At 58.1% G+C, this 22234-nt stretch carries 18 protein-coding genes and 1 pseudogene; 7 read left to right on the plus strand and 12 right to left on the minus strand.

Going from position 1 to position 22234, the window contains the following annotated elements:
• Positions 1–328: 328 nt before the first annotated feature.
• Positions 329–592, plus strand: coding sequence for a peptidylprolyl isomerase (locus tag ACOYNV_RS10515; RefSeq protein WP_422899726.1), 264 nt, complete (start codon positions 329–331; stop codon positions 590–592).
• Positions 593–1356: 764 nt separating this feature from the next.
• Here the strand turns inward: ACOYNV_RS10515 and ACOYNV_RS10520 are convergent.
• From ACOYNV_RS10520 to ACOYNV_RS10540, 5 genes and pseudogenes are all read right to left on the minus strand, one after another.
• The gene (locus tag ACOYNV_RS10520) at positions 1357–2523 is read right to left on the minus strand and encodes a flagellar assembly protein T N-terminal domain-containing protein (RefSeq protein ID WP_422899727.1); all 1167 of its coding nucleotides are present in this window, start codon (positions 2521–2523) and stop codon (positions 1357–1359) included.
• Positions 2524–2537: 14 nt separating this feature from the next.
• Entirely contained in the window at positions 2538–3062 is a 525-nt protein-coding gene (locus tag ACOYNV_RS10525) for an LPP20 family lipoprotein (RefSeq protein WP_422899728.1), read from the minus strand.
• A 394-nt stretch (positions 3063–3456) separates the two neighbouring features.
• A pseudogene (locus ACOYNV_RS10530) lies at positions 3457–3747 on the minus strand (phosphoribosylformylglycinamidine synthase subunit PurQ); the annotation flags it as partial.
• A 238-nt stretch (positions 3748–3985) separates the two neighbouring features.
• Entirely contained in the window at positions 3986–4396 is a 411-nt protein-coding gene (gene vapC, locus ACOYNV_RS10535; protein ID WP_422899729.1) for a type II toxin-antitoxin system tRNA(fMet)-specific endonuclease VapC, read from the minus strand.
• The gene (locus tag ACOYNV_RS10540; protein ID WP_422899730.1) at positions 4393–4635 is read right to left on the minus strand and encodes an antitoxin; all 243 of its coding nucleotides are present in this window, start codon (positions 4633–4635) and stop codon (positions 4393–4395) included. Before ACOYNV_RS10540 ends, vapC begins: the two co-directional genes overlap by 4 nt.
• Positions 4636–4765: 130 nt before the next feature.
• On the opposite strand from ACOYNV_RS10540, the gene ACOYNV_RS10545 reads away from it, so the two are divergent.
• On the plus strand, positions 4766–4933 hold the full coding sequence (locus ACOYNV_RS10545; protein ID WP_422899731.1) for a hypothetical protein: 168 nt from the start codon (positions 4766–4768) through the stop codon (positions 4931–4933).
• A gap of 202 nt (positions 4934–5135) precedes the next feature.
• Here ACOYNV_RS10545 and purL read toward each other — a convergent pair whose 3' ends face one another.
• Entirely contained in the window at positions 5136–9140 is a 4005-nt protein-coding gene (gene purL, locus ACOYNV_RS10550) for a phosphoribosylformylglycinamidine synthase (RefSeq protein ID WP_422899732.1), read from the minus strand.
• Between the two features lie 536 nt (positions 9141–9676).
• Between purL and ACOYNV_RS10555 the strand changes: the two genes are divergently transcribed.
• Genes ACOYNV_RS10555 through ACOYNV_RS10565 form a run of 3 tightly spaced genes read left to right on the plus strand, consistent with a single transcriptional unit; the run spans position 9677 to position 14229 of the window.
• The gene (locus ACOYNV_RS10555) at positions 9677–11755 is read left to right on the plus strand and encodes a hypothetical protein (protein ID WP_422899733.1); all 2079 of its coding nucleotides are present in this window, start codon (positions 9677–9679) and stop codon (positions 11753–11755) included.
• Positions 11752–13320: an NAD(P)H-hydrate dehydratase gene (locus ACOYNV_RS10560; RefSeq protein ID WP_422899734.1), complete on the plus strand. Its 1569-nt coding sequence runs from the start codon at positions 11752–11754 to the stop codon at positions 13318–13320. The genes ACOYNV_RS10555 and ACOYNV_RS10560 overlap by 4 nt, the downstream gene beginning before the upstream one ends.
• 45 nt (positions 13321–13365) lie before the next feature.
• Positions 13366–14229, plus strand: coding sequence for a DMT family transporter (locus ACOYNV_RS10565; RefSeq protein WP_422899735.1), 864 nt, complete (start codon positions 13366–13368; stop codon positions 14227–14229).
• 665 nt (positions 14230–14894) lie between these two features.
• Here ACOYNV_RS10565 and ACOYNV_RS10570 read toward each other — a convergent pair.
• Positions 14895–15215: a DUF2442 domain-containing protein gene (locus ACOYNV_RS10570; protein ID WP_422899736.1), complete on the minus strand. Its 321-nt coding sequence runs from the start codon at positions 15213–15215 to the stop codon at positions 14895–14897.
• Between the two features lie 807 nt (positions 15216–16022).
• Between ACOYNV_RS10570 and ACOYNV_RS10575 the strand changes: the two genes are divergently transcribed.
• Both ACOYNV_RS10575 and ACOYNV_RS10580 read left to right on the plus strand, forming a co-directional pair.
• On the plus strand, positions 16023–16151 hold the full coding sequence (locus ACOYNV_RS10575; RefSeq protein WP_422899737.1) for a hypothetical protein: 129 nt from the start codon (positions 16023–16025) through the stop codon (positions 16149–16151).
• A gap of 302 nt (positions 16152–16453) precedes the next feature.
• Entirely contained in the window at positions 16454–16738 is a 285-nt protein-coding gene (locus ACOYNV_RS10580) for a hypothetical protein (protein WP_422899738.1), read from the plus strand.
• A gap of 9 nt (positions 16739–16747) precedes the next feature.
• Here ACOYNV_RS10580 and ACOYNV_RS10585 read toward each other — a convergent pair whose 3' ends face one another.
• The 5 genes from ACOYNV_RS10585 to folC are packed head-to-tail and all read right to left on the minus strand — an operon-like array spanning position 16748 to position 22002.
• Positions 16748–17923, minus strand: coding sequence for an O-succinylhomoserine sulfhydrylase (locus tag ACOYNV_RS10585; protein WP_422899739.1), 1176 nt, complete (start codon positions 17921–17923; stop codon positions 16748–16750).
• 4 nt (positions 17924–17927) lie between these two features.
• Positions 17928–19454, minus strand: coding sequence for an amidophosphoribosyltransferase (gene purF / locus ACOYNV_RS10590; RefSeq protein WP_422899740.1), 1527 nt, complete (start codon positions 19452–19454; stop codon positions 17928–17930).
• An 8-nt stretch (positions 19455–19462) separates the two neighbouring features.
• The gene (locus tag ACOYNV_RS10595; protein ID WP_422899741.1) at positions 19463–19954 is read right to left on the minus strand and encodes a CvpA family protein; all 492 of its coding nucleotides are present in this window, start codon (positions 19952–19954) and stop codon (positions 19463–19465) included.
• Entirely contained in the window at positions 19954–20661 is a 708-nt protein-coding gene (locus ACOYNV_RS10600) for an SPOR domain-containing protein (RefSeq protein ID WP_422899742.1), read from the minus strand. The genes ACOYNV_RS10595 and ACOYNV_RS10600 overlap by 1 nt, the downstream gene beginning before the upstream one ends.
• A gap of 57 nt (positions 20662–20718) precedes the next feature.
• Positions 20719–22002 (minus strand): bifunctional tetrahydrofolate synthase/dihydrofolate synthase, encoded by a 1284-nt coding sequence (gene folC / locus ACOYNV_RS10605; protein WP_422899743.1) that lies wholly within the window; start codon positions 22000–22002, stop codon positions 20719–20721.
• Positions 22003–22234 lie beyond the last annotated feature (232 nt).

Raw genomic sequence — 22234 nt, forward strand, 5'->3', positions numbered from 1 at the left:
ACCGCCTCCAAACCCTTGCGCCATCAGGGGGGCGCGGTTCGTGCGTCAGGGTTGAGCATTTATAGGCAGCATTTATAGGGAACCACGGTTTTCTTAAAGTCTGCAGCTTTGTCATTCCCCGGAGTCGCCCATGCCTCGCTGCACCCGTCCCCCCTCCCCCAACGTGCCGATGCTTATCATCCAGAGCAAGCGGAAACCGTGGTCTGTCCCGGGTTTTCCCATCAGGGGGGCGCGGTTCGTGCGTCAGGGTTGAGCATTTATAGGCAGCATTTATAGGGAACCACGGTTTTCTTAAAGTCTGCAGCTTTGTCATTCCCCGGAGTCGCCCATGCCTCGCTGCACCCGTCCCCCCTCCCCCAACGTGCCGATGCTTATCATCCAGAGCAAGCGGAAACCGTGGTCTGTCCCGGGTTTTCGCACTGAAACCCCGGTCAAGACCGAGTTCGGTTACCACGTCATCCTGCTCGAAGACAGCCGTCCGCTGAACGTGCCGCCGTTTGATGAAATCAAGCCACGCCTGCTCCAGCAAGCGCAATCGCAACAGATCAACAAGATGGTCGAAGCCCTGCGCGCCAAGGCCAAGATCGATTAAATCTCTGCGCACCACAAAAAAACGCCGGGACGGCTTAACCGTCCCGGCGTTTTTTTATCTACTTATACTTCAGTCCTGGCTTGCTTCACCCACTGGCGTGCGTTGCGGAACATGCGCACCCACGGAGAGTCTTCGCCCCAACCTGCCGGATACCACAAGAATTACGAGAGAACATCAGCGCAAATATTCCCTTGAAGGAATATTCTTTCAGAGCCATATTGGCCTTATGAATTTGTAATGCTGAGTACACGGATACGTTCGGCGAGTGGTGATGCAGCTTGGCCGAAGATGAGCGTGAGTCGCTAGATGCTTCAGTGCGCTTACTGGAAGATCGCGGTACACATTTGGGGTTCCCTCATAGCAGCGGAATCAACGGCTCAAAGCACAACCATATGCGCGAACTTCGCACCCAACATGATTTCGATCCTGGTTCAGAAAAACCGTGGTCTGTCCCTGGTTTTCCGGGTTTTTCGGATAGCGGGTTTCAAACAGCCATCAAGACATCGCCGCCATGTCACCACATGCGGTTTTGTAGGGTGTGAAACGCGAAGCGTTGCGCACCACCAAGCTAATCAAGCAGGTCGATGCACACGGGGGATTCCGCGTGCGCAAGGAAAAAAACTTGCGCACCCTACCGGGCTTCAGTTCTTGATCGTCTGGCGAGCCTATGGATTACGCGATTGTGCTCCAACTTCACCACCGCATACTCGCAACTGAACAACGGCGAAGTGATAGGTGGCATCAAAATGAAAATTCCCCACCCTCTACCTTGAATGCAACTCGTCTCCTGGTTCAGGTGTATTACTCGATGACGGCGAGGTTAATTCCCCGATGGAGAATCGTGGATAAACTGATGTAACCTTAATGTCTCCGATCACCTTCTTCTCTATACCTAAAATTTCTCCGCCACTAGTAGTAATAGGCTTCCGTAAAGCTTTATAAGCAGAAAAACTGTTGCCAATGGCAATTGCTTGTTCTGCTCCAGCATCAAAATAAATAGACTTGCCTTCTACCTTGAGAACACGTGCTGAAAAAGGCAGGCAACTCGTAGTTGCTTCCGCCCACCTTGCGATTTGAGTTAGCAGTTTGCTATGGGCACGCCCCAAATCAGTTGCGTAGTGTGCAGTACTTCCAAAAGAAATTGAACTCGGTGGGACAACCCCGCCAGAAGCTGTTTCATGAAATTGCATTCTTGCAACACAAGATCCGCTGAATGCGTCAATGATGAGGGCTTCAATGTCGATTTCTCTTTGATGCTGGTCAGGGCTGAGGGCTAAAGAACGATAGCGTCCAACGAGCAAATACTGCGCCCTATGCTGTACTGCCTTAGCGCGACCAATCGTCCACGCTTGGGAGTCAACAGGCATATCCCCGATCACCCGTTCAGGCACGCCATAATGGAGCATTATGCTGCCGTTGTGATCAACAAATACCGCTGGTTGCGCACTAAAACGCCCAGCAATTTCACGCCCTGTGAGGTGGGCATAACCTGTTAATTCTCCCATTAGCAACTGTTCTGGGCGAAGCATAGGGAATCCCCCAATCAAAAGACGTTTTGTGTGCCCATCACGACATGCGTTATCTTCTTGTCTGCCTTGATCTGATTCCATATCTGCACTGATGGTGACCCAGTACAACTGTTCATCGTGGCGCTCGCTAATGATTTGATGCCTTTGCACGTTAGCAGCCGCTTTTACCACGACCTGATCTAAGGCAATGTTTCCCGTGCTGCCTATAGTCGCACTAACATTGAGTGAAGCGCGCCGTGTTGCTTCAGCAAGTGCATTGCGAATTGCTTCTTCACGAGCCGCTGGCAGATTTCCGTTTTGAATTGAAGCTGCACCCTCTACGACGACCGATTCCGCTAACGTATTGTTAATGAATACAAATAACAGTATGGCAACTATTCCAGAAAGTCGTGAGAGGCGCATTTTTAGAGGGATGATTAGTTTGAGTAATAATATGCACTAGGCTGAACACAACCCGAAAAACCGCAAGATTGATTGCGCTGAACTGTAACAGGGTAGCCGCATGTTGAAACATTGGAGAAGCAGGAAAAGAACGCAGGCGTCATTTCTAGTTCCACGGTGGCTTCAAAGTTTCCGTCGGCTACAGGGGTCATATTTACGACCTGAGCCCCCCTGAGGAATGAGTCAACATGAGTTCTTACATTATCGTTTTGTGTTGAAAATGCGGAAACGGATGTAGTTCCAGAAATACGAAAGCCATATACCTGCTCAGCAAGAGTTCTGTAGGCATCAACTTTTGCGGCTCGCATTGCCATCAATTTCTGCTGACCAACGGTATATTGCGAATTACTTCCGCCAACTGCTCCGTAGCCAACAGCCACAAATTTATGAGGTTGAAAAGCGCCAGGAGTGCAGCAGTTGTTGTATGGCACAACAGTGCAGCCAGACAAGACGAGTGTAGACACCGCTATTGCAATAGCTGCAATGTTGAGCATTTTCATTTTATTACCCCTTTATATGCTGAATGTTTATTCGGTTTATTGATCAACATATTGGTGTCGGCAATTTATAGAAAAACTTGAGGATAAATATTTGTTTGGCGTGTAACAACCGGGGACAGACCTCAATTAATTCCGACGTACAAAACAGAACCGACTAACCCGCCGAAGACGTGAAGGTTAATGGCCTACGAGCCAATAAGCATGGGCGTCTTCAGATGGCCTGCACTGCAAGCCAATGCTCATGCGGCTTCCACGGCATGCAGCGCAAGGAACGCCTGTTGACGCCTATCGCAGACCGATACGCGTTGCAAACCTGCGCGCCCACAAAGTGTTACCCCGGAGGCGCTTCGCGCTCTCAACCGACCCACTGACGCGCGTTTCGGAACATCCGTAGCTAGGGAGAGTCTTCGCCCCAGCCAGCCGGGTGCCACGACATCTGCACCGTACGAAAAACGCGTTCCGGGTGCGGCATCATGATCGTGAAACGGCCGTCGGCGGTGGTCACGCCGGTGATGCCTTGCGGCGAGCCGTTCGGGTTGCATGGGTAGACTTCGCTCGGCTGGCCGGCGTTATCGAGGTAGCGCATGACGACCAGCGCCCTCGCCTGTTGCTCGGCTGAGTCGAACATGGCCTGCCCTTCACCGTGCGAAACGACCACCGGCAGGTGGCTGCCAGCCATGCCACAAACAGCCAAAGGGTCAGCATCGCATTCATTTTTCTGCAGAAACAAATGCGATGCTGACCCTTTGGCTGCGTCTATTCTGACTGGCGCCAGTCGACCAACTCCGGCCCGTTGAGACCCTTGTAAATCGCCTGACCCGAACGGCAGGTTACTCATGGCATTGCAGGAGGTATCCCGAATCTATATGCAAGTTGTTGGACACAGTTGGATAACCATGTGCAAACGCCTACGCCCCGGATCGCTACTCGACCCAGTTATCCAGCTTCAGCTTCGGTACGCGCTCAAACTCACGCGTGTTGTTACTGATCAACGTCACCCCAAGGCTCAGTGCATGGGCTGCGATCCACAAGTCGTTGTTGCCGATGGGTGTACCGGCACGCTCAAGATCGGCTCGGATGAAGCCATAGCGTTCCCCGACCGCATCGTCCGGCGTAATCACAGGAATCAATGCCTCCAGGCGACTCAGTGTATCGAGTGCCTGCACTCGCTGGCTGCTTTTTTCTGCACCGTAGCGCAACTCGCCGAAAGTGATCAACGACATTCCCACCGACCCGGCGGCCAACTTGGCAAAACGCTTGGCTACGGAAGGCGGACGTTGCTTGGCAATGTAGATGCATATATTGGTGTCAAGCAGATAACGCAACGTGCTCATAAGCCCTCGCGCACTTGTGGTGGCGTATCGTTGCGACCCTCTGCCATGAAGTCCTCGGGCAAACCCGCCAGCAGATCGAAGGCGGCTGTCAAGCTAGTCGGAATCCGCCGCAGAACCACCTCGTCGCCGCGCCGCAGTATCTCGACCTCGCGCACATCGAACTGGAAATCCTTGGGCAATCGCACCGCTTGCGAGTTGCCCGATTTGAATACTGCCGCTGTCTTGATGGTATGTGCCATGAGCCGGCCTCCCTGGTTAATGTTGATACTATTAGTGTATACATTGACCACAATCAAGGCAATCAGAATGCTTGGGGTTTCACCATGAAAAGAATCCACTGCACTGAATGGTCTTGTGGGAACGAAAACCATGGCCCTGATCGATACAGGCGTCTTCGCCGATAAAAATGTCGGCATTGGAAAAACAGTGACGATTGCCCTGGCACTCGCCGATGGCACGCTGGCCACGGGTCAGTCATGTAATACGGACATCCAAATAGGGGAGTACTTTGCTCTCCTTTTGTCGTGGAATATTTGAAGGTTAGTGGCCTATGAGCCAACAAGTACGGGCATCTTCAGATGGCCTGCCCTGCAAGCCAATGCTCATGCGGATTCCACGACATGCAGCGCCAGGAACGCCAGTTGACGCCTATCGCAGACCGATACGCGTTTCAAACCTGCGCGTCCACAAAGTGTTACGCCGTAATCCCGTCGGCTTCGGTTTCAAGCGCTTCGCACCCTTAACCAACCCACTGACGCGCGTTTCGGAACATCCGTAGCCAGGGAGAGTCTTCGCCCCAGCCAGCCGGGTGCCACGACATCTGCACAGTACGGAAAACGCGCTCCGGGTGCGGCATCATGATCGTGAAGCGGCCGTCGGCGGTGGTCACGCCGGTGATGCCTTGCGGCGAGCCGTTCGGGTTGTACGGGTAGACTTCGCTCGGCTGGCCGGCGTTATCGAGGTAGCGCATGACGACCAGCGCCCTCGCCTGCTGCTCGGCCGAGTCGAACATGGCCTGTCCTTCACCGTGCGAAACGACCACCGGCAGGCGGCTGCCAGCCATGCCACCGAAGAACAGCGACGGCGATTCCGGCGATTCCAGCAACTCAACCATGGTGAAACGCGCTTCGAATTGCTCGACCTTGTTGCGCTCGAAACGCGGCCAGGCCTCGGTACCGGGGATCAGGGTCTTCAAGGCGCTCATCATCTGGCAACCGTTGCACACACCGAGCGCGAAGGTATCGCCGCGATTGAAAAAGGCCGAAAACTCGTCGCGCGCCCGGCCGTTGAACAGGATCGTCCTGGCCCAGCCCTTGCCGGCTCCCAGCACATCACCGTAGGAGAATCCGCCGCAGGCGACCGCGCCCTTGAAGTCAGCGAGCGAAACGCGACCGGAAAGAATGTCGCTCATATGCACATCGACCGAGGCGAAGCCGGCGCGATCAAACGCCGCGGCCATTTCGACATGTCCGTTGACGCCCTGCTCGCGCAGGATGGCGACCTTGGGACGCGCACCGGCGTTGATGAACGGCGCGGCGATATTTTCAGCCGGATCGAAGCTGAGCGAGACCGAAAGACCCGCATCGGCACTATCGAGAATGCGGTCGTATTCCTGCTGCGCGCATTCCGGATTGTCGCGCAGCGCCTGCATGCGGAAGCTTGTTTCGGACCAGGCGCGCTGCAATTCGACGCGCTTTTCCCTGAGCGCAAGCTTGGCATTGCGGATGATACGAACTTCGTCCCACGGATTGAGCGAGCCGATGAAATGCGTGCACGTACCGAGCCCGGCAGCGCGCAACAGCGTCATCACCGGTGAGCGCTCGGCGCGACGGATCTGCACGACGGCACCGAGCTCTTCGTTGAACAGCACGCGCATCAGCCGCTCGAAGTCACGACCGAGGAGCAGATCCGGCCTTTTCTCGGCGCCATCGACGTCGTTGGTCAGCGGGTCGTAGCACAGGCCGTCCATGTCCAGCGACACGCCGCAATGTCCGGCGAAGGACATTTCGGCAACGGTGGCGAACAGGCCGCCATCCGAACGGTCGTGATAGGCGAGCAACAGATTCTCGCTGGCGAGTTTCTGCACGGCAGCGAAGAAGGCGGCCAGCGGCGACGGATCGTCGACGTCAGGCGTCTCCGAACCGGTGGCGTTGAACACCTGTGCCAGCGCCGAACCGCCAAGGCGATTCCGGCCGGCGCCGAGGTCGATCAGCAGCAGATCGGTCTCGCCGACAGCGCTCTGGAGTTGCGGCGTCAAGGTACGGCGCGCGTCCTGTACCGGGGCGAATGACGTGACGATCAGCGACAGCGGCGAAACCACCTGCTTCTTCTGCCCGGCGTCATCCCAGGCCGTACGCATCGAGAGCGAATCCTTGCCGACCGGGATCGAAACGCCGAGTTGCTGGCAGAGGTCCGAAACGGCGCGCACCGTGTTGAACAGACGGACATCCTCGCCCGGCGAACCGGCAGCGGCCATCCAGTTGGCCGACAGTTTTACGTCGCCCAAATTGGCGATATTGGCCGCGGCAATGTTGGTCAGCGCTTCGCCCAGCGCCATGCGGCCCGAAGCCGGCGCGTTGAGAATAGCCACCGGCGTACGTTCGCCCATGGCGAAGGCTTCGCCCAGATTGGTCTGGTAACCCATCGTCGTCACCGCGACGTCGGCGACCGGAACCTGCCACGGGCCGACCATCTGGTCACGCGCCGTAAGGCCGCCGACACTGCGATCGCCAATCGAAATCAGGAAGGTCTTGTTGGCTACCGCCGGCAGACGCAGCACGCGATAGGCGGCATCCTTCAGTTCGACCGAGGTCGGATCGAACGGCACCTCGAGCGACGGCAGATCCCCGACATTGCGCGTCATGCGCGGCGGCTTGCCGAGCAGCGCGTCCATGTCCATATCGACTGGATTGTTTTCGAAGTGACGGTCGGCCACCAGCAGACGATTATCGTCTGTTGCCACGCCGACCACGGCAAACGGGCAACGCTCGCGTTCGCACAGGGCCTTGAATTCGGGCAGGCGGCTCGGCGGAATCGCCATTACGTAGCGTTCCTGCGCTTCGTTGCTCCAGATCTCGGCCGGCGACATGCCCGGTTCTTCGATCTTCACCTCGCGCAACTCGAAATGCGCACCGCAACCGGCGCCGTGCGCCAATTCGGGGAAGGCGTTGGAAATGCCGCCGGCGCCGACATCATGCACGGAGAGAATCGGATTGCCGGCGCCCGGCGTTGTCGAATCGCCCTGGGGCGGTCCCATCTGCCAGCAGCGGTCGATCACCTCTTGCGCACGCCGCTGCATTTCCGGATTGCCGCGCTGCACCGAGGCAAAATCAAGGTCTTCGCTATTGCTGCCGGTGGTCATCGAACTCGCCGCACCGCCGCCCAGACCGATCAGCATTCCCGGCCCGCCAAGCTGGATGAGCAAGGTGCCGGGCGAGAAGGTTTCGGCCTTGATGGCCTGGCTATCGGCAATGCTGCCGACGCCGCCAGCGACCATGATCGGCTTGTGATAACCGCGTACGACGGCCTCGGCACCGCTGCCAACCCGTTGTTCGTAGGTGCGGAAGTAGCCGGTGAGATTGGGACGGCCAAATTCGTTGTTGAAGGCCGCCGCGCCAATCGGGCCTTCGAGCATGATGTCCAGCGCCGAGGCAATGCGCGATGGGCGACCGTAATCAGCGCTCTCGGCTTCCCACGCTTGCAGTGCGTCAGGCAAATACAGGTTGGAAACCGAGAAGCCGCAGAGGCCGGCCTTTGGTTTGGAGCCGCGCCCGGTCGCCCCTTCGTCGCGGATCTCGCCGCCCGAGCCGGTGGCGGCGCCGGGAAAGGGCGAAATCGCCGTCGGATGGTTATGCGTCTCGACCTTGGTCAGAATGTGCGTCAGTTCCTCGTTCCAGACATAGGTTCCGTCCGCCCCCGGTGAGAAGCGCGCCACGCTGGCGCCCTCGAAGACCGAGGAGTTGTCGGAATAGGCAACGACGGTCCCTTGCGGATGCGCCTGGTGCGTCTCGCGGATCATGCCGAACAGCGTTTCGCTGCGCGGCTGGCCGTCGATTACCCAGGAGGCGTTGAAAATCTTGTGCCGGCAGTGCTCGGAATTGGCCTGCGCGAACATCATCAGTTCGACGTCGGTCGGATTGCGTTGGGTTTTGTTGACGAACAACTCGACCAGATAGTCGATTTCATCCTCAGACAACGCCAGCCCGAGGCGGCTGTTGGCCTCGACCAGCGCCTCGCGCCCGCCTTGCAGCAGATCGATCGAGGCCATCGGCTTGGGCGGAAAATGGCGGAAGAGTTCGCTCGTCTGCTCGAAATCGCCAAGTACGGCTTCAGTCATGCGGTCGTGCAGCAAGGTTGAAATCTGCGTCCGCTGGTCGGCGGAAAGCCCGCCCTTGGCTGATTCGATGCGATAGGCAATGCCGCGCTCGATGCGCTCGACAGCGTCCAGGCCGCTGTTCCAGGCGATCTCGGTGGCCTTCGACGACCACGGCGAAATGGTACCGATGCGCGGCGTGACGAGAAACAACTCGCCGGATTCCGCTCCTGATCCGGAATGCTCCTCAAGCAGCGCCGCCAGTTGCTGTCGCGCTTCAGCACTCAGCGTCTTGTTCAACTTGGCAAAGTGCCAATACTCGGTACTGGCGATCTTCGCCCCCGGCACGACGGCCTGCAGGCGTTGCTGCAAACCCAATAGACGAAAAGCGGAAAATGCGGAAGCTCCGCGCAGAAAGAGAATGTCGGACATGGCGATCTACGGAAAAGTGCAGGAAACCTGCGTGGGAACGAGGCGAAGCCGCGATTATAGCCGAGAGCATCTTAAGCCGAACCTGCAGGGAGCTACGATCAGGTTGAATTTGTTCTACCCATCCACCGCCATTTCGGCGAAGGTGACCGAAGGAAATGCAGAGCCCGGTATCCAGATTCGTCCATCTGATCAAGATGTTAAAAGACCTGTTTGATAAACGAACTGGCTCTGCACCCCAAGGGCGATGATGGCTCGTGATTCTCTCCATCCTTAAAACCGCAGTTGGAAGTGCTGCCAATGTCGCAAGCCCTCATCCCCGGCCCTTCTCCCGCGGGGAGAAGGGTGCAAACCCCCCGCGGGTTGGGGTGAGGGCTAAACAGGATTCAAACTTGGCTTTGCGGTCAATTAGTCGCGGTCAACTGCGGTTTTTAGTTTCATCAAGCCATCTTCTCATCTCACTTTTCGTTGGCTCAGCATCCGGTTAATCGGATAATCTCTCAATCATCCGATTAGCCGGCAGCACAAAGGGAATGACCGTGAAGCCACTTCGACAAAGCACTTTGCTTCTCTTGCTGCTGGCCGTGTTGCCTGCGCTCAGCTCCGCCGGTCCGATGCGCCAGTACAACAGCGAACTCGGCGCGACCGTGACGCTGGTCAAATCCGGTGCGCTCAAGCAGGCTGTCGCCCTTGTTGAAAAAAACAACGAGGGCGCCGACAAGGACATCCTCTACTTTTTCGAAAAGGGCGAGTTGTTCAGCCTCGGCAGCAACTACACCACCAGCCGCGATTCCTGGCTGAAAAGCGACGAGGTCATCCAGGCCTGGGAAAATGACTTCCGGACCAATTCTGGCAAACTGTTCGGCGACATCGGCAGCTATCTGATCAGCGACAAGACACGCCGCTACGACGGGCAGGACTACGAGAAGGTGCTGCTGTCCACGCGCCTGACGCTGAACCACATCATGCTCGGCAACTTCGATCTCGCCCGCATCGAAATGAAAAAGACCTACGAACGGGAAAAGCTGATCGAAGCCTTCCGCGAACAGGAATACGACGCGCTCAAGACCGAGAACGAGAAACAGGGGACCGGCCAGATCACCAAGCTCGACGGCTACCCGATGGAGGAACTCGACACGCCCGAAGTTCGCGAGCTGAAAAACGGTTTCCAGAATGCTTTTGCCCACTATCTGGCCGGCTATTTTTTCGAAGTCACCGACGAGCCATCGCTCGCCGAACCGGGTTACCGCAACGCGCTGCTGCTGGCGCCGGGCAAAGCCAGCATTCAGAGCGCGCTGGAAGGAGTCGGCAAAGTCCGGCCCGCTCCCGGCGAAGCGGACGTGCTGTTCGTCATCGAGAGTGGATTCGCGCCAGTCATCGACTCGCTGAACATCCCGATCCCGATCCCGCGCAAGAATGGCGTCATCATCACCCCGCTCTCCTTCCCGGTCATCAAGTCCTCCAGCCAGGTGCTGGTGCCGCCCTCGCTGGTGGTTGCCGGACGGGAACTGCCGGTCGAAACGCTGACCAATACCGACGCCATGGCCCGGCGCCTGCTCAAGGATCAGATGCCGGGCATCATCCTGCGCTCGGTCATCCGGGCCGGCTTCAAATCCGTCGTACAGGATCAGGCCAACAAGGCGCACTGGCTCGCCGGACTGCTCGCCAATGTCGTTGCCGTTACTACCGAGCAGGCCGACGACCGCAACTGGCGCACGCTGCCCGAGCGCATCTCGGTGGCCCGCGCCAACCTGCCGCACGGCAAGCACCTGATCGAATTCCAGACCAACGCCGGCAGCTACCGCGCGGAAGTGGAGGTCGCCAGTCGCTTCACCATCGTGCCGATCCGCATCACCGGCGGCGCGGTTTACGTCGGCCAGCCGAACCTTGCCCAAGGCAGCGCGCCCGACTTCGTGGCTGAAAAGACGATCCAGCCGAACGGCGCCGGCCTGCCCGAGCCCGTCCCGACCCCGCCGGCAGCCGCCGTAGCAACTACTCCATCCGCACCCGCACCCATAACGTTGACCTCGTTGACCTCGTTGGCCGCGCAGGCCGAAACTTCCCCGCCCGGCGAGTCAGCCAGAGCAGCGTCCGCCGCCCAGCCGCTGGCGGTTTCCGGCAAGCGCGTCAAGGCGGGTGACACCACCTACATCGGCGACTTCCGTTTCGCCCCACCGAGTGGCCTTCCCAGCGGCCAGGGTGCCATCGAGTGGGACAACGGTGATCGTTTTGAAGGCCGACTGGAGAATGGCCTGAGGCATGGCATCGGCACCTTTACCTCGAAAACAAGTGGCTTCCGCTACGAGGGCGATTGGCTGGCGAACAAACAGAACGGCAAGGGGAAAACGACTTTCGACGTCGGCGATGCCTACGAAGGCGAAATGAAGGACGGTGAATTCCACGGACAGGGCACCTACACGTCGAAAAATGGCATTCGCTACGAAGGAAGCTGGAAAAACGGCGTCAAGGAGGGGAAAGGAAAGATTGTCTTCCCCGACGGCGACTTCTGGGAAGGCGACTTCAGCAACGGCGAACGCACCGATCAAAGCAAGATGATCTTCACCGGCAAGCCCGTCGCCAAACCCGAACCGGAGGCGGTTTCGGCCGTAAAACCATGACGAATTCAATCCCGCTCTACCGCGCCACCGACCTGCGAAAAATCGAAGCAGCAGCCGCCGACCAGCCGCTGATGCAGCGGGCAGGCCGTGCGGCGGCTGACCTCGCTACGGCCATTTGCGCTGATCGCGGTGCAGCGATCCTGATCCTCGCCGGCCCCGGCAATAACGGCGGCGACGCCTTTGAAGCCGCACGCCTGCTGCGCGAACGCTTCTTTGATGCCCGCGTCGTTTTCATCGGGCAGTCCACCGATCTGCCGATCGACGCGGCGGGTGCTTACCGGCGCTTTGTCGACGCGGGAGGAAGCACCCTTTCCGCGATTCCCGACCACCCACACTGGTCACTGATCATCGACGGGCTGTTCGGCATCGGCCTCAAACGTGATATCAGCGGCCCCTACGCCGATCTCATCCACAAGGCCAACGCACTGGCGGTGCGCGACGGCTGCCCGCTGCTCGCCCTCGACTGCCCGAGCGGACTGGATGCCGACACCGGCAAACTGTACGGCGCAGCGATTCGTGCCAGCCACACGATCACCTTCATCGGCGGCAAACCAGGACTTTTCACGGCGGATGGCCCGGACTATTGTGGCGAAATCTCCATCGCCCCGCTCGAACTCGATGCCGAAAAACTCACGCAAGCCAGCGGCCGAACCATCGGCCTCAATCTGTTTTCAGCCTGCCTGAAAGCACGTCCGCGCAACAGCCACAAAGGCAAGCACGGCAACGCCGGCATCCTCGGCGGTTCGCGCAGCATGGTCGGTGCCGCCCTGCTCGCCGCACGCGCCGCGCTGCGTCTTGGCAGCGGCCGGGTTTACCTCGGAATGCTCGACGAACACGCTCCGGCGCTCGACTTGCTGCAGCCGGAACTGATGCTGCGCACACCCGAAAAACTGCTTGCCACCGAGTTCACGGTACTGGCTTGCGGCCCCGGCATGGGCAACAGCCACGAAGCGCTCGTCCTGCTCGAAAGCGCCTGCAAGCTCGATCTGCCGCTGGTGCTCGACGCCGACGCGCTCAACCTCGTTGCCGAAGAAGGGGAACTGCACGTTGCGCTGGCCACGCGCAGCGCGCCCACATTACTGACGCCGCATCCGGCCGAAGCGGCGCGACTGCTCGATTGTGACGTTCCGACTATCCAGGCCGACCGCCTGAGCGCCGCACTTGAAATGGCAACGCGCTACAACGCCCTGGTCGCACTCAAGGGCTGTGGCACCGTTATCGCATCTCCCGAAGGCGCGTGGTTCATCAACACCAGCGGCAATCCGGGGCTGGCCACGGCGGGCAGCGGCGACGTACTGACCGGAATCATCACCGCCTTGCTGGCCCAAGGCTGGCCACCGCTCGAAGCCTTGCTCGCCGCCGGGCACCTGCACGGAGCCGCCGCCGACCGCCTGGTCGCCCAGGGCTGCGGCCCGATCGGCCTCGCCGCTGGAGAATTGATCGACAGTGCGCGTTACTGCCTCAACCAATGGATTGCAAATAGCGGTGCGCCGCACCTTAACGTGAAAGTCGCGCTAGCGACTCTCGAACCTCCCCTCGCCCTCTGGGAGAGGGGTCGGGGGTGAGGGAAACGGGCATGACTTTCATAATTTGGTGCGCCCTTCAAAGCCATGCCCGTTAGGCTCCACGGCGTCATCCTCTTTCTGACCGCCATCTTTCTTTTCGCTGCACTCGACGCCACTGCGAAGTATCTGACGGCATTCTTTGCCGTACCGCTACTCGTATGGGCGCGCTATCTCGTCCACTTCGTCTTCATGCTGGTCGCCATCGCGCCCGGCATGGGCCACCAGATCGTCGTCACGCAACGGCCGTGGCTGATGACCTTTCGCGCGCTGATGCTGGTCGGTGTCACTTTGCTCGTCCAACTCGCCTTCCGCACTCTGCCGCTGGCCGAAACCACTGCCCTTGTTTTCATCACGCCACTACTCGTTGCCTTGCTTGCCGGCCCGCTGCTCGGCGAGAAGGTGCCGCTCAGAAGCTGGCTGGCGACCATAGCGGGATTCGGCGGCGTGCTGCTGATCGCCCGGCCCGGCGGGGTGATGGTCGGCATCGGTGTCGTTTATGCCTTTGGCGCCGCACTTTGTTACGCCATCTACCAGATACTGACGCGCAAACTTTCAGCCACCGAGCCGCCGCTGCGTCAGCTTTTCTACACCGCGCTGGTCGGCACCGTTTCCATGTCCCTGGTCATGCCGGCCTACTGGACCGGAGAAATGCCGACGCTGATGCAAGCCCTGCTCATCACCTCGCTCGGATTCTACGGCGGCACCGGCCACTTCCTGCTCATCCGCGCCTTGCGCGAAGCGCCGGCCTCGACGCTCTCGCCACTACTCTACATCCAGTTGATCTGGGCCATGCTGCTCGGCTGGATCGTCTTCGGCCAATTGCCCGATTTTCTGGCGACCATGGGAATGCTGATCATCGGCGCATCGGGCCTGAGCCTCGCCTTATGGCGGAAACGCCCCGGGAACTGAGAGGTTGTGAAAAATTCATTTCAGCCTGATTTCCTCGCTCGTCACCCCGGCGAAGGCCGGGGTCCAGCTCGTCTATCTAATTGTTTTCATGGATATCAGATGAACGAACTGGATTCCGGCTTTCGCCGGAATGACGGTCCTGGATGACTGCGCCAATTAATTCACAGCCTCTGAGTCAGCCGCAGCATCCACTTACTGGAAAACAGGCCTGCAGGCCAATCAATACGGGCATCTTCAAAATGATGCCGTAGTAGTCAATGTTTATGCGCCTTCCGCGGCATGCATCTGTAGATCGCCTATTGACGCGGCTTCCAGGGCAATTGAAAGACATAGCTTGCGACCATGCCTTGAGCCAGGCTTCAAGAAACTGAGATCAGGATTCTGTGACTGATTTCTTGTTGTGCCGCGCCAAGACTGGCGCCTCACTCCCGGTCGATGGTTATGGCCGTCTCCAACCGCCCATCAACCGACGCTGGCAGCTAAAAAACCTACCCTTCTGAACGTCTGTTATCGAGCCGATAGATACAATTCGAATATCAGGAAAATCGCCCTTGGGGTGCAGGGTTGGGGTTTGCGAACGCGGATCAAGGATTCAGATAACCGAAGGTATAGCCAACATTTGCCAACGTGCGCAAATAGGATTGGCACGCCCTACCAGTCCCGGCTCACTCCAGAATCCGCCACACTCCGCAGCGCTGAATTTCTTTATGCATGGCGCTTGGTGAAAGATCGGCGCCGTTTGTCCAGGTGACTGCCCCGCAATCGAGATAGGCCGTGGCAAAGAATACCGGATCACGCAGTGCCTCGAAGACACCTGCATCAGGCCCATGCACCAACGCCGAAAGATCAACAATACCTCTTGATCCATCGTTGAAGGTGACCGCCAACTGCCATTCCGGCAACACACTGAGTGCGCGCAAACGCCACGGTGCGACGGGAATTATTCCAGCGGCTTGATTGGTTTGGGTAACTGCTTCGCTCGACATAGCTTCCAATCCTCCATTAGTTCGGCCCGGTGCTCGTTGGCCCACTCCAGCACCATGCCCAGCGCGTCACTTTCCTTCAACCTATAAAAAGCAGTTGACCACAGCGAACACGGCGAACACAACGGAAAAACAATGACTTGCAATGTTTTCATGACTCACCCTTTGGGTTAGCCATGAAATCCTGAAAAACTGAGGCTTTTCGCTGTGCCCCCCGTGTCGCCGTGGTTTGAACTGAGGTTTTAGGTTCAATAACCCCCAGCGTCTGAATGTCGATCTGTGCCTCATATTCGGAACATTCAGGGACAGACTCCTATTGTTTAGCCATAAGTATGGCACTGAGCTGAAACCCTCGCCAATTGGCGCATTCCAAGGAACATTCAGGGACAGACTCCTATTGTTTAGCCATAAGTATGGCACTGAGCTGAAACCCTCGCCAATTGGCGCATTCCAAGGATGTGCAAATAATAGGGGTCAGACCACGGTTTTCAGATATTCAGGGCGGAGGCAGGCCAGTAACCGCCATGGAAGCCAATAGATACGGGCATCTTCAGAATGATGCCGTAGCAGTCAATGTTTATGCGCCTTCCGAGGCATGCCTCGGTAGATCGCCTATTGACGCGGCTTCCAGGGTATTTTTTGTGGTCAGACCACGGTTTTCTGATCACTCCCCTGAGTTGCACCAAAGCCTCATCGGTAAAACGATGGGGCTTTTCTTCATGCTTTCGGCAACAGCGCAATAAAGTAAATGTCGATTTACAAGAAAGGAGAGACTCCATCTTTCCTGCTTTTCCGGCATAATTCTTCCCCATGAAAACTGATCTCCTCAACCCGTGCAATGACTACGTATTCAAGCGGTTATTTGCGACCTCCCCGACACTGCTCGCTGACCTGATCAATGCCGTGCGCAGTGACGAGCCGGCAATCGAAGAAAAATAATAGGGGTCAGACCACGGTTTTCAGATATTCAGGGCGGAGGCAGGCCAGTAACCGCCATGGAAGCCAATAGATACGGGCATCTTCAGAATGATGCCGTAGCAGGCAATGTTTATGCGCCTTCCGCGGCACGCCTTTGTAGATCGCCTATTGACGCGGCTTCCAGGGCAATTTAGAAGCTTTATTAGCAACTTTTTTTATTGAGCTTCGATGCACCCTCGAACGAGGAACAGAGAACCTTTTCGCCTGCTGTAACTCAAATTGAATTAGATTGCGAAGTGCAGTCTAATTTTGGGAGAAACAATATGAAACTTATCATCTGGGTACTTTGGCCGGCATTCATCGCGGCAGGCATTGCCGAAGTGGTGTTCTTTACGGTAATCGACCCCAAGCAACTCTATCTGCTCGGCCAGCCGGTGGAACTGTCGGCGATTACCACCTATTCGATCGGCTTTCTGATGTTCTGGCTGATCTGCACCGGGTCAAGCCTGATGACCTGGTTCATGTTGCCGCAGGGCATCAAGAGCGCCTTGGCTCGCTACGCCGAGGAGCGTGAAGATCTGGCTCGCCCGAAGCGCGTCGTTGGCTGAATGCGCTGGTTAAATCAGCGCGAGGCCAGCGTCCAGATCGTTCTGCAAATCGACGACGGCTTCCAGCCCCACCGCTACCCGTAACAGTCCTTCAGTGATACCGGCCGCCGCGCGCTGCTCTGGCGTGATGCGCCCGTGTGTCGTTGACGATGGGTGGGTTAGCGTGGTTTTGGTATCGCCAAGATTCGCGGTGATCGACAACAGCCGGCAGCTATCAATTACCTTCCACGCCTCGGCACGTGCGCCCTTGACTTCAAAGGCGACGATGGCGCCACCGCTTTTCTGCTGGCGTCTGGCGAGTTCGAACTGCGGATGCGATTCGAGGCCGGGGTAGTAGACCCGTGCCACCTGGGGATGCGCTTCGAGCCAGCGAGCAAGTTCCAGCGCGTTGGCCGACTGGGCTTCGAGCCGGATCTTGAGCGTTTCCAGCCCCTTGAGCATCACCCAGGCATTGAAGGCGGAGAGCGTCGGCCCGGCTGTGCGCAGGAACTTGAAGACTTCGTCGGTGAGTTTTCTGGGGCCGACCACGGCGCCGCCGAGTACCCGCCCCTGACCGTCGAGAAATTTGGTCGCCGAATGCACGACAAGATCGGCCCCCAGATCGAGCGGTCGCTGCAGAATCGGTGTGCAGAAGCAGTTGTCGACGGCAACGAGAATTCCCCGCGCATGGGCAACCGCGACCAGCGCTGATATATCGGCAATCTCGGTAAGCGGATTGGACGGTGTTTCGAGGAAAAACAGCTTTGTCTCGGGGCGGATTGCCGCCTCCCAGGAAGCAACATTGGTCTGCGAAACGAATGTGGTGTGCACGCCAAAGCGCGTCATGATGTTGCCAAGCAGTTGCTGCGTTGCACCGAACAATCCCGTCGAAGCCACTATGTGGTCGCCGGCACTGCACAAGGCCATGACCAGCGAGAGGATGGCCGACATCCCCGAGGCCGTGGCAACAGAGGCTTCCGCACCTTCAAGCGCGGCCAGGCGCTCCTGGAAAACGGCAACCGTCGGATTGGTGAAGCGGGAATAGACGTTGCCTTCTTCTTCGCCCGAAAAGCGCGCGGCGGCCTGCGCTGCACTTTTGAAAACGTAGCTTGAGGTCAGGTAAAGCGCTTCAGAATGTTCGTTGAACTGGCTGCGCTCCTGCCCTGCACGTACCGCTAGCGTTTCAAGTTGATATTTATCGGCCATGGGTTCAACTTCCCGAATTAAGATTGAGGTGCAATTGCCGTGAATCGCCGCCATCTATCTTGGACGACGCGATCTTTCCCTCGCGCTTCTGTTCGATGGCGTCGAGATACTCCGGTGACACATCGCCGGTCACGTACTTTCCATCGAAACACGAACAGTCAAAGGAGCAGAGGCTCGGCTTCAATTCACGGACCGAGGCTTTGAGCGCATCAAGATCCTGATAGACGAGCGCATCGGCGCCAATCTCGCAACAGATTTCCTCGTCGGTGCGACCACTGGCGATGAGTTCATTGCGCGACGGCATGTCGATGCCGTAAACATTGGGAAAGCGCACCGGTGGCGCCGCCGACGCAAAATAGACCTTGAGCGCACCGGCCGCCCGCGCCATTTCGACAATCTCGCGGCTGGTCGTGCCGCGCACGATCGAGTCATCGACCAGCAGAACGCGCTTGCCCCTGAACTCCTGCGCCACGGTGTTGAGTTTCTGCCGAACAGAATGTTTCCGTGTCGATTGCCCGGGCATGATGAAGGTCCGGCCAATATAGCGGTTCTTGACGTAACCTTCACGATACGGAATACCCAGGCGCTGGGCCAGTTGCATGGCCGATGGGCGGCTCGAATCGGGAATCGGGATGACCACGTCGATATTCTCGACGGGAAGGCACTTGGCCACCTTGTCGGCCAGATGCTCGCCCATGCGCAGACGTGTTTCGTAAACCGAGACGCCATCAATCACCGAGTCCGGCCGCGCCAGATAAACGTATTCGAAGATGCACGGCGCCAGTACCGGGTTCCGGGCGCACTGGCGATGGTGCATCTGGTGCGCCATGTCAACGAAAATAGCCTCTCCCGGCGCCACATCGCGGAGCACCGTGAAACCCAGCGTATCGAGCGCTACCGATTCAGACGCCAGCAGGTATTCGCTACCCTCCGGCGTTTCATTCACCCCCATCACCAGCGGACGAATACCGTAGGGATCGCGGAAGGCGAGCATGCCATACCCGGCAATCAGCATCACGACGGCATAGGCACCCTTGCAGCGACGGTGCACGCCGGCCACGGCAGCGAAGATGGTATCGAGATCGAGACGGAAACCCTTGGCCGTTTCCTGCAGTTCGTGCGCAAAGACGTTGAGCAGCACTTCCGAATCGGAATTGGTGTTGATATGCCGCAGATCCTGGCGGAACATCTCCTCCTGCAACTGCTCGGTATTGGTCAGATTACCGTTGTGCGCAAGCACCAGGCCGAAGGGCGAATTGACATAAAAAGGCTGCGATTCGGCAGAATCGGCAGACGACCCGGCGGTCGGGTAACGGCAATGGGCGATTCCCATATTGCCTGGCAGGGCACGCATGTTTCGCGTACGGAATACATCGCGTACCAGCCCGGAACCCTTGTGCATGTGGAAGGCATCGCCTTCGCCAGTGGCAATGCCGGCTGCATCCTGACCGCGATGCTGGAGGACCATCAGCCCATCGTAGAGCAATTGATTTACCGGCGTGGTGGCAACAACCCCGAGAATTCCGCACATAGATTTTCCTACCTGAATCGAATTCGTTTAGACACTTCCGGCGGCAACCAGGGCTTGCCGGCCAGCACCGCCGTTTCGAGCGGTGCAGAAAAATACGCCTCCACCCACCACTTCTCTTTCGCTACCGATGCCATTCCACCAACCGCAACCAGCACCAGCACAATAATCAGCCCGCGTGCCGCTCCAAAAACGATCCCCAGCAGACGATCAGTGAGACTCAACCCAAGCGCCTTGAGCAGGCCGCTCACGGCCAAACGCAATAGCGCCATCACTACCAGCACAGCGACAAACACCAGCACCCAGGCGGCAACGATACGCAAGGCGGGATCGGCGATGCCGGTGAGGAAAATGCCTGCCACCTCGCCCCCCCACAATTTTGCGGCAAAGAAGGCCAGAACCCAAGCCACCAGCGCGATGATTTCGCCAACCACACCACGCCAGATACCAAGGGCCACGGAGGCCACCACAATGGCCATAACGACGTAATCGAAGGCGGTCATTACTTGGCGGCGACCACCCCGTTGACACCAATCCGTTTCATCTTGTCGAGCGCCTTGTCAGCGGCTTCACGGCTGGAGAAGGGGCCGGCACGCACACGCGTCTTCTTGCCTTCGGGCGAATCGAGCGGCTCGGTATACACCTTGATACCCAGTTCACCGATCTTGGTCTGCAGCACTTTGACGTTGGCCGGACTGGAAAAGGCTCCGATCAGAACGACGTACTGCCCACTGCTGGCTGGAGCGGCATCTACCGCCTTTCCGGCGAGCGCCGCAAGGGCGCGCTGAGTATCACTGTCACTGGCCTTGACCGGCTTTTCAGCTATTTTCGCTGGAGATTTTTCAGCTTTCTTTTCTGCCTGCTTCTCAGGCGCCTTGTCAGCCGGTTTGCTCACCGGCTCCTCTGCCAGCTTGGCTACGGCAACAACTGGCGGCGATGGCGGCGATGGCGGAGTGACCTCTGACTTCTCTGGTACGGCCGCCTTTTCGATGGCCGCGGACGCGGCAGCCGGTTTGGCGACCTTCGGCTTGAATGGCGTCTGATCCTGCCCTGGAATACGTATCTGGACGTCCTGAACCTGCTGCTTCGGCTCCTCGTCCATGACCATCGGCAAGACCACGGCAGCGAGACCGGCAAAAGCAATCGCGCCAACCAGTCGGCGGCGCGCCCGTTTTTTTAGCTGCAAATGAGCATCAGGGGAATCGGACATCGGTATCTGTAAAGTCGAGTGAAGAGTGATGGGGGATAGTCGGTGCTGTCGGTTGAATCAGGAACCAGATTTCATCGCACCCATGACGGCCGCCACCGTGTAGAACGAACCAAAGACGAGGATTCTATCATTTTCCCCTGCCCGCTTGGCAGCGCACTTGAAGGCTTCTGCAGGAGAAGCAAAGCAATCAACGCTGCCGCCCAGTTTTCCGTCAGCCACCACAGCGGCCAGCACCTCGGCCGATGCACCACGCGGAACGTCCAGCCCGGCCATCATCCAGCAGTCAATCTTACCGGCCAGCGCCGCCAACGCACCGGCGATATCCTTGTCTCCGAGCATGCCGACGACGGCAATCGTCTTTTCGAAAAACCCCATCTCACCCAGGTTGTCGGCCACAACAGCCACCGCTTGCGGGTTGTGCGCCACATCGAGCACGATGGCCGGTCGTCCCGGCAATACCTGAAAACGCCCTGGCACCTCCAGTTCAATCAGCCCGCGGCGAACGGCCTGCATCGACACCGGCAAGCGCTGCTTGAGCACGTCGACGACGGCCAGTACGGCCGAGGCATTGCGCAACTGGCAAACCCCGCGCAATGCCGGGTTGGCCAATCCCCCACGGCGTTGCTTGTCGCGGCCCCAGAAGGTCCATTGCGTCTTGTCGCCAAAGTAACCGAAATCGCGGCCGAGCAACTGGAGATCGGCTCCTATCGCAGCGGCATGATCAAGCAGCGATTGCGGCGGCTCGGGGTCGGCGCAAATTGCCGTTCTTTGGGTGCGATAGATTCCGGCCTTCTCGAACCCGATGGATTCACGCGTCGAACCCAGCCAGTCCATGTGGTCAAGCGCAATGCCCGTCACCACCGCACAATCGGCATCGTAGACATTGACCGCATCCAGCCGGCCACCCAGCCCCACTTCGAGAATGAGCACCTCCACCTGACGCGCGGCGAATACTTCCCAGGCCGCCAGCGTGCCGAACTCGAAGTAGGTCAACGCCACGTTGCCGGCGGCTTGCCGGGCCGCCTCGACCTTGGCGAAAGCCAGGCACAGCGTTGCGTCATCGACCGGCACACCGCCAACGCGTATGCGTTCGTTGTACTCCAGCAAATGCGGTGAGGTGTAGCAGCCGACACGGTAGTCGGCAAAGGTATAGATGGCTTCCAGATAAGCACAGGTCGACCCCTTGCCATTGGTGCCGCCAACGATGATCAGCGGACAGTGCTGGGTTTGCTGCAAGGCCGCCTTGACCCGGTTGACCCGCTCCAGCCCGAGTTCGATGCCGCCCTGCCCTTTGGAGTGAAGGTTTTCGAGGTGGGCCAGCCAATCAGATAGTGATTTCAAGAAAACGCTTTCGACTCAGAGGCTGTGAAAAAATACCTAACCCCCACCGCAGAGACGCAGAGGCGCAAAGGTTTCGCAGAGAAAACCTTAAAAAAAATGGGGTTTCCTCTGCGTTTTCTCTGCGTCTCTGCGCCTCTGCGGTGGATTCTTGATATTTTCACAGGCTCTCAGGAAGTAATTGGTTTATTGGTGGCATGGAAAAATTTACAGTGCAATTCTATAGCCGCCCTGA

The organism is Propionivibrio sp., from assembly GCF_049316945.1.
Lineage (GTDB): Bacteria > Pseudomonadota > Gammaproteobacteria > Burkholderiales > Rhodocyclaceae > Propionivibrio.

Excerpts from the sequence above, each read along its gene's own strand:
- purL (WP_422899732.1), bottom strand. The coding sequence starts at position 9,140 with ATGTCCGACATTCTCTTTCTGCGCGGAGCTTCCGCATTTTCCGCTTTT.
- ACOYNV_RS10575 (WP_422899737.1), top strand. The coding sequence starts at position 16,023 with ATGAAAACTGATCTCCTCAACCCGTGCAATGACTACGTATTCAAGCGG.
- ACOYNV_RS10540 (WP_422899730.1), bottom strand. The coding sequence starts at position 4,635 with ATGGCACATACCATCAAGACAGCGGCAGTATTCAAATCGGGCAACTCG.
- ACOYNV_RS10580 (WP_422899738.1), top strand. The coding sequence starts at position 16,454 with ATGAAACTTATCATCTGGGTACTTTGGCCGGCATTCATCGCGGCAGGC.
- ACOYNV_RS10545 (WP_422899731.1), top strand. The coding sequence starts at position 4,766 with ATGGCCCTGATCGATACAGGCGTCTTCGCCGATAAAAATGTCGGCATT.
- vapC (WP_422899729.1), bottom strand. The coding sequence starts at position 4,396 with ATGAGCACGTTGCGTTATCTGCTTGACACCAATATATGCATCTACATT.
- ACOYNV_RS10595 (WP_422899741.1), bottom strand. The coding sequence starts at position 19,954 with ATGACCGCCTTCGATTACGTCGTTATGGCCATTGTGGTGGCCTCCGTG.
- purF (WP_422899740.1), bottom strand. The coding sequence starts at position 19,454 with ATGTGCGGAATTCTCGGGGTTGTTGCCACCACGCCGGTAAATCAATTG.
- ACOYNV_RS10525 (WP_422899728.1), bottom strand. The coding sequence starts at position 3,062 with ATGAAAATGCTCAACATTGCAGCTATTGCAATAGCGGTGTCTACACTC.
- ACOYNV_RS10560 (WP_422899734.1), top strand. The coding sequence starts at position 11,752 with ATGACGAATTCAATCCCGCTCTACCGCGCCACCGACCTGCGAAAAATC.
- ACOYNV_RS10585 (WP_422899739.1), bottom strand. The coding sequence starts at position 17,923 with ATGGCCGATAAATATCAACTTGAAACGCTAGCGGTACGTGCAGGGCAG.
- ACOYNV_RS10600 (WP_422899742.1), bottom strand. The coding sequence starts at position 20,661 with ATGTCCGATTCCCCTGATGCTCATTTGCAGCTAAAAAAACGGGCGCGC.
- ACOYNV_RS10515 (WP_422899726.1), top strand. The coding sequence starts at position 329 with ATGCCTCGCTGCACCCGTCCCCCCTCCCCCAACGTGCCGATGCTTATC.
- ACOYNV_RS10570 (WP_422899736.1), bottom strand. The coding sequence starts at position 15,215 with ATGTCGAGCGAAGCAGTTACCCAAACCAATCAAGCCGCTGGAATAATT.
- ACOYNV_RS10520 (WP_422899727.1), bottom strand. The coding sequence starts at position 2,523 with ATGCGCCTCTCACGACTTTCTGGAATAGTTGCCATACTGTTATTTGTA.
- ACOYNV_RS10565 (WP_422899735.1), top strand. The coding sequence starts at position 13,366 with ATGCCCGTTAGGCTCCACGGCGTCATCCTCTTTCTGACCGCCATCTTT.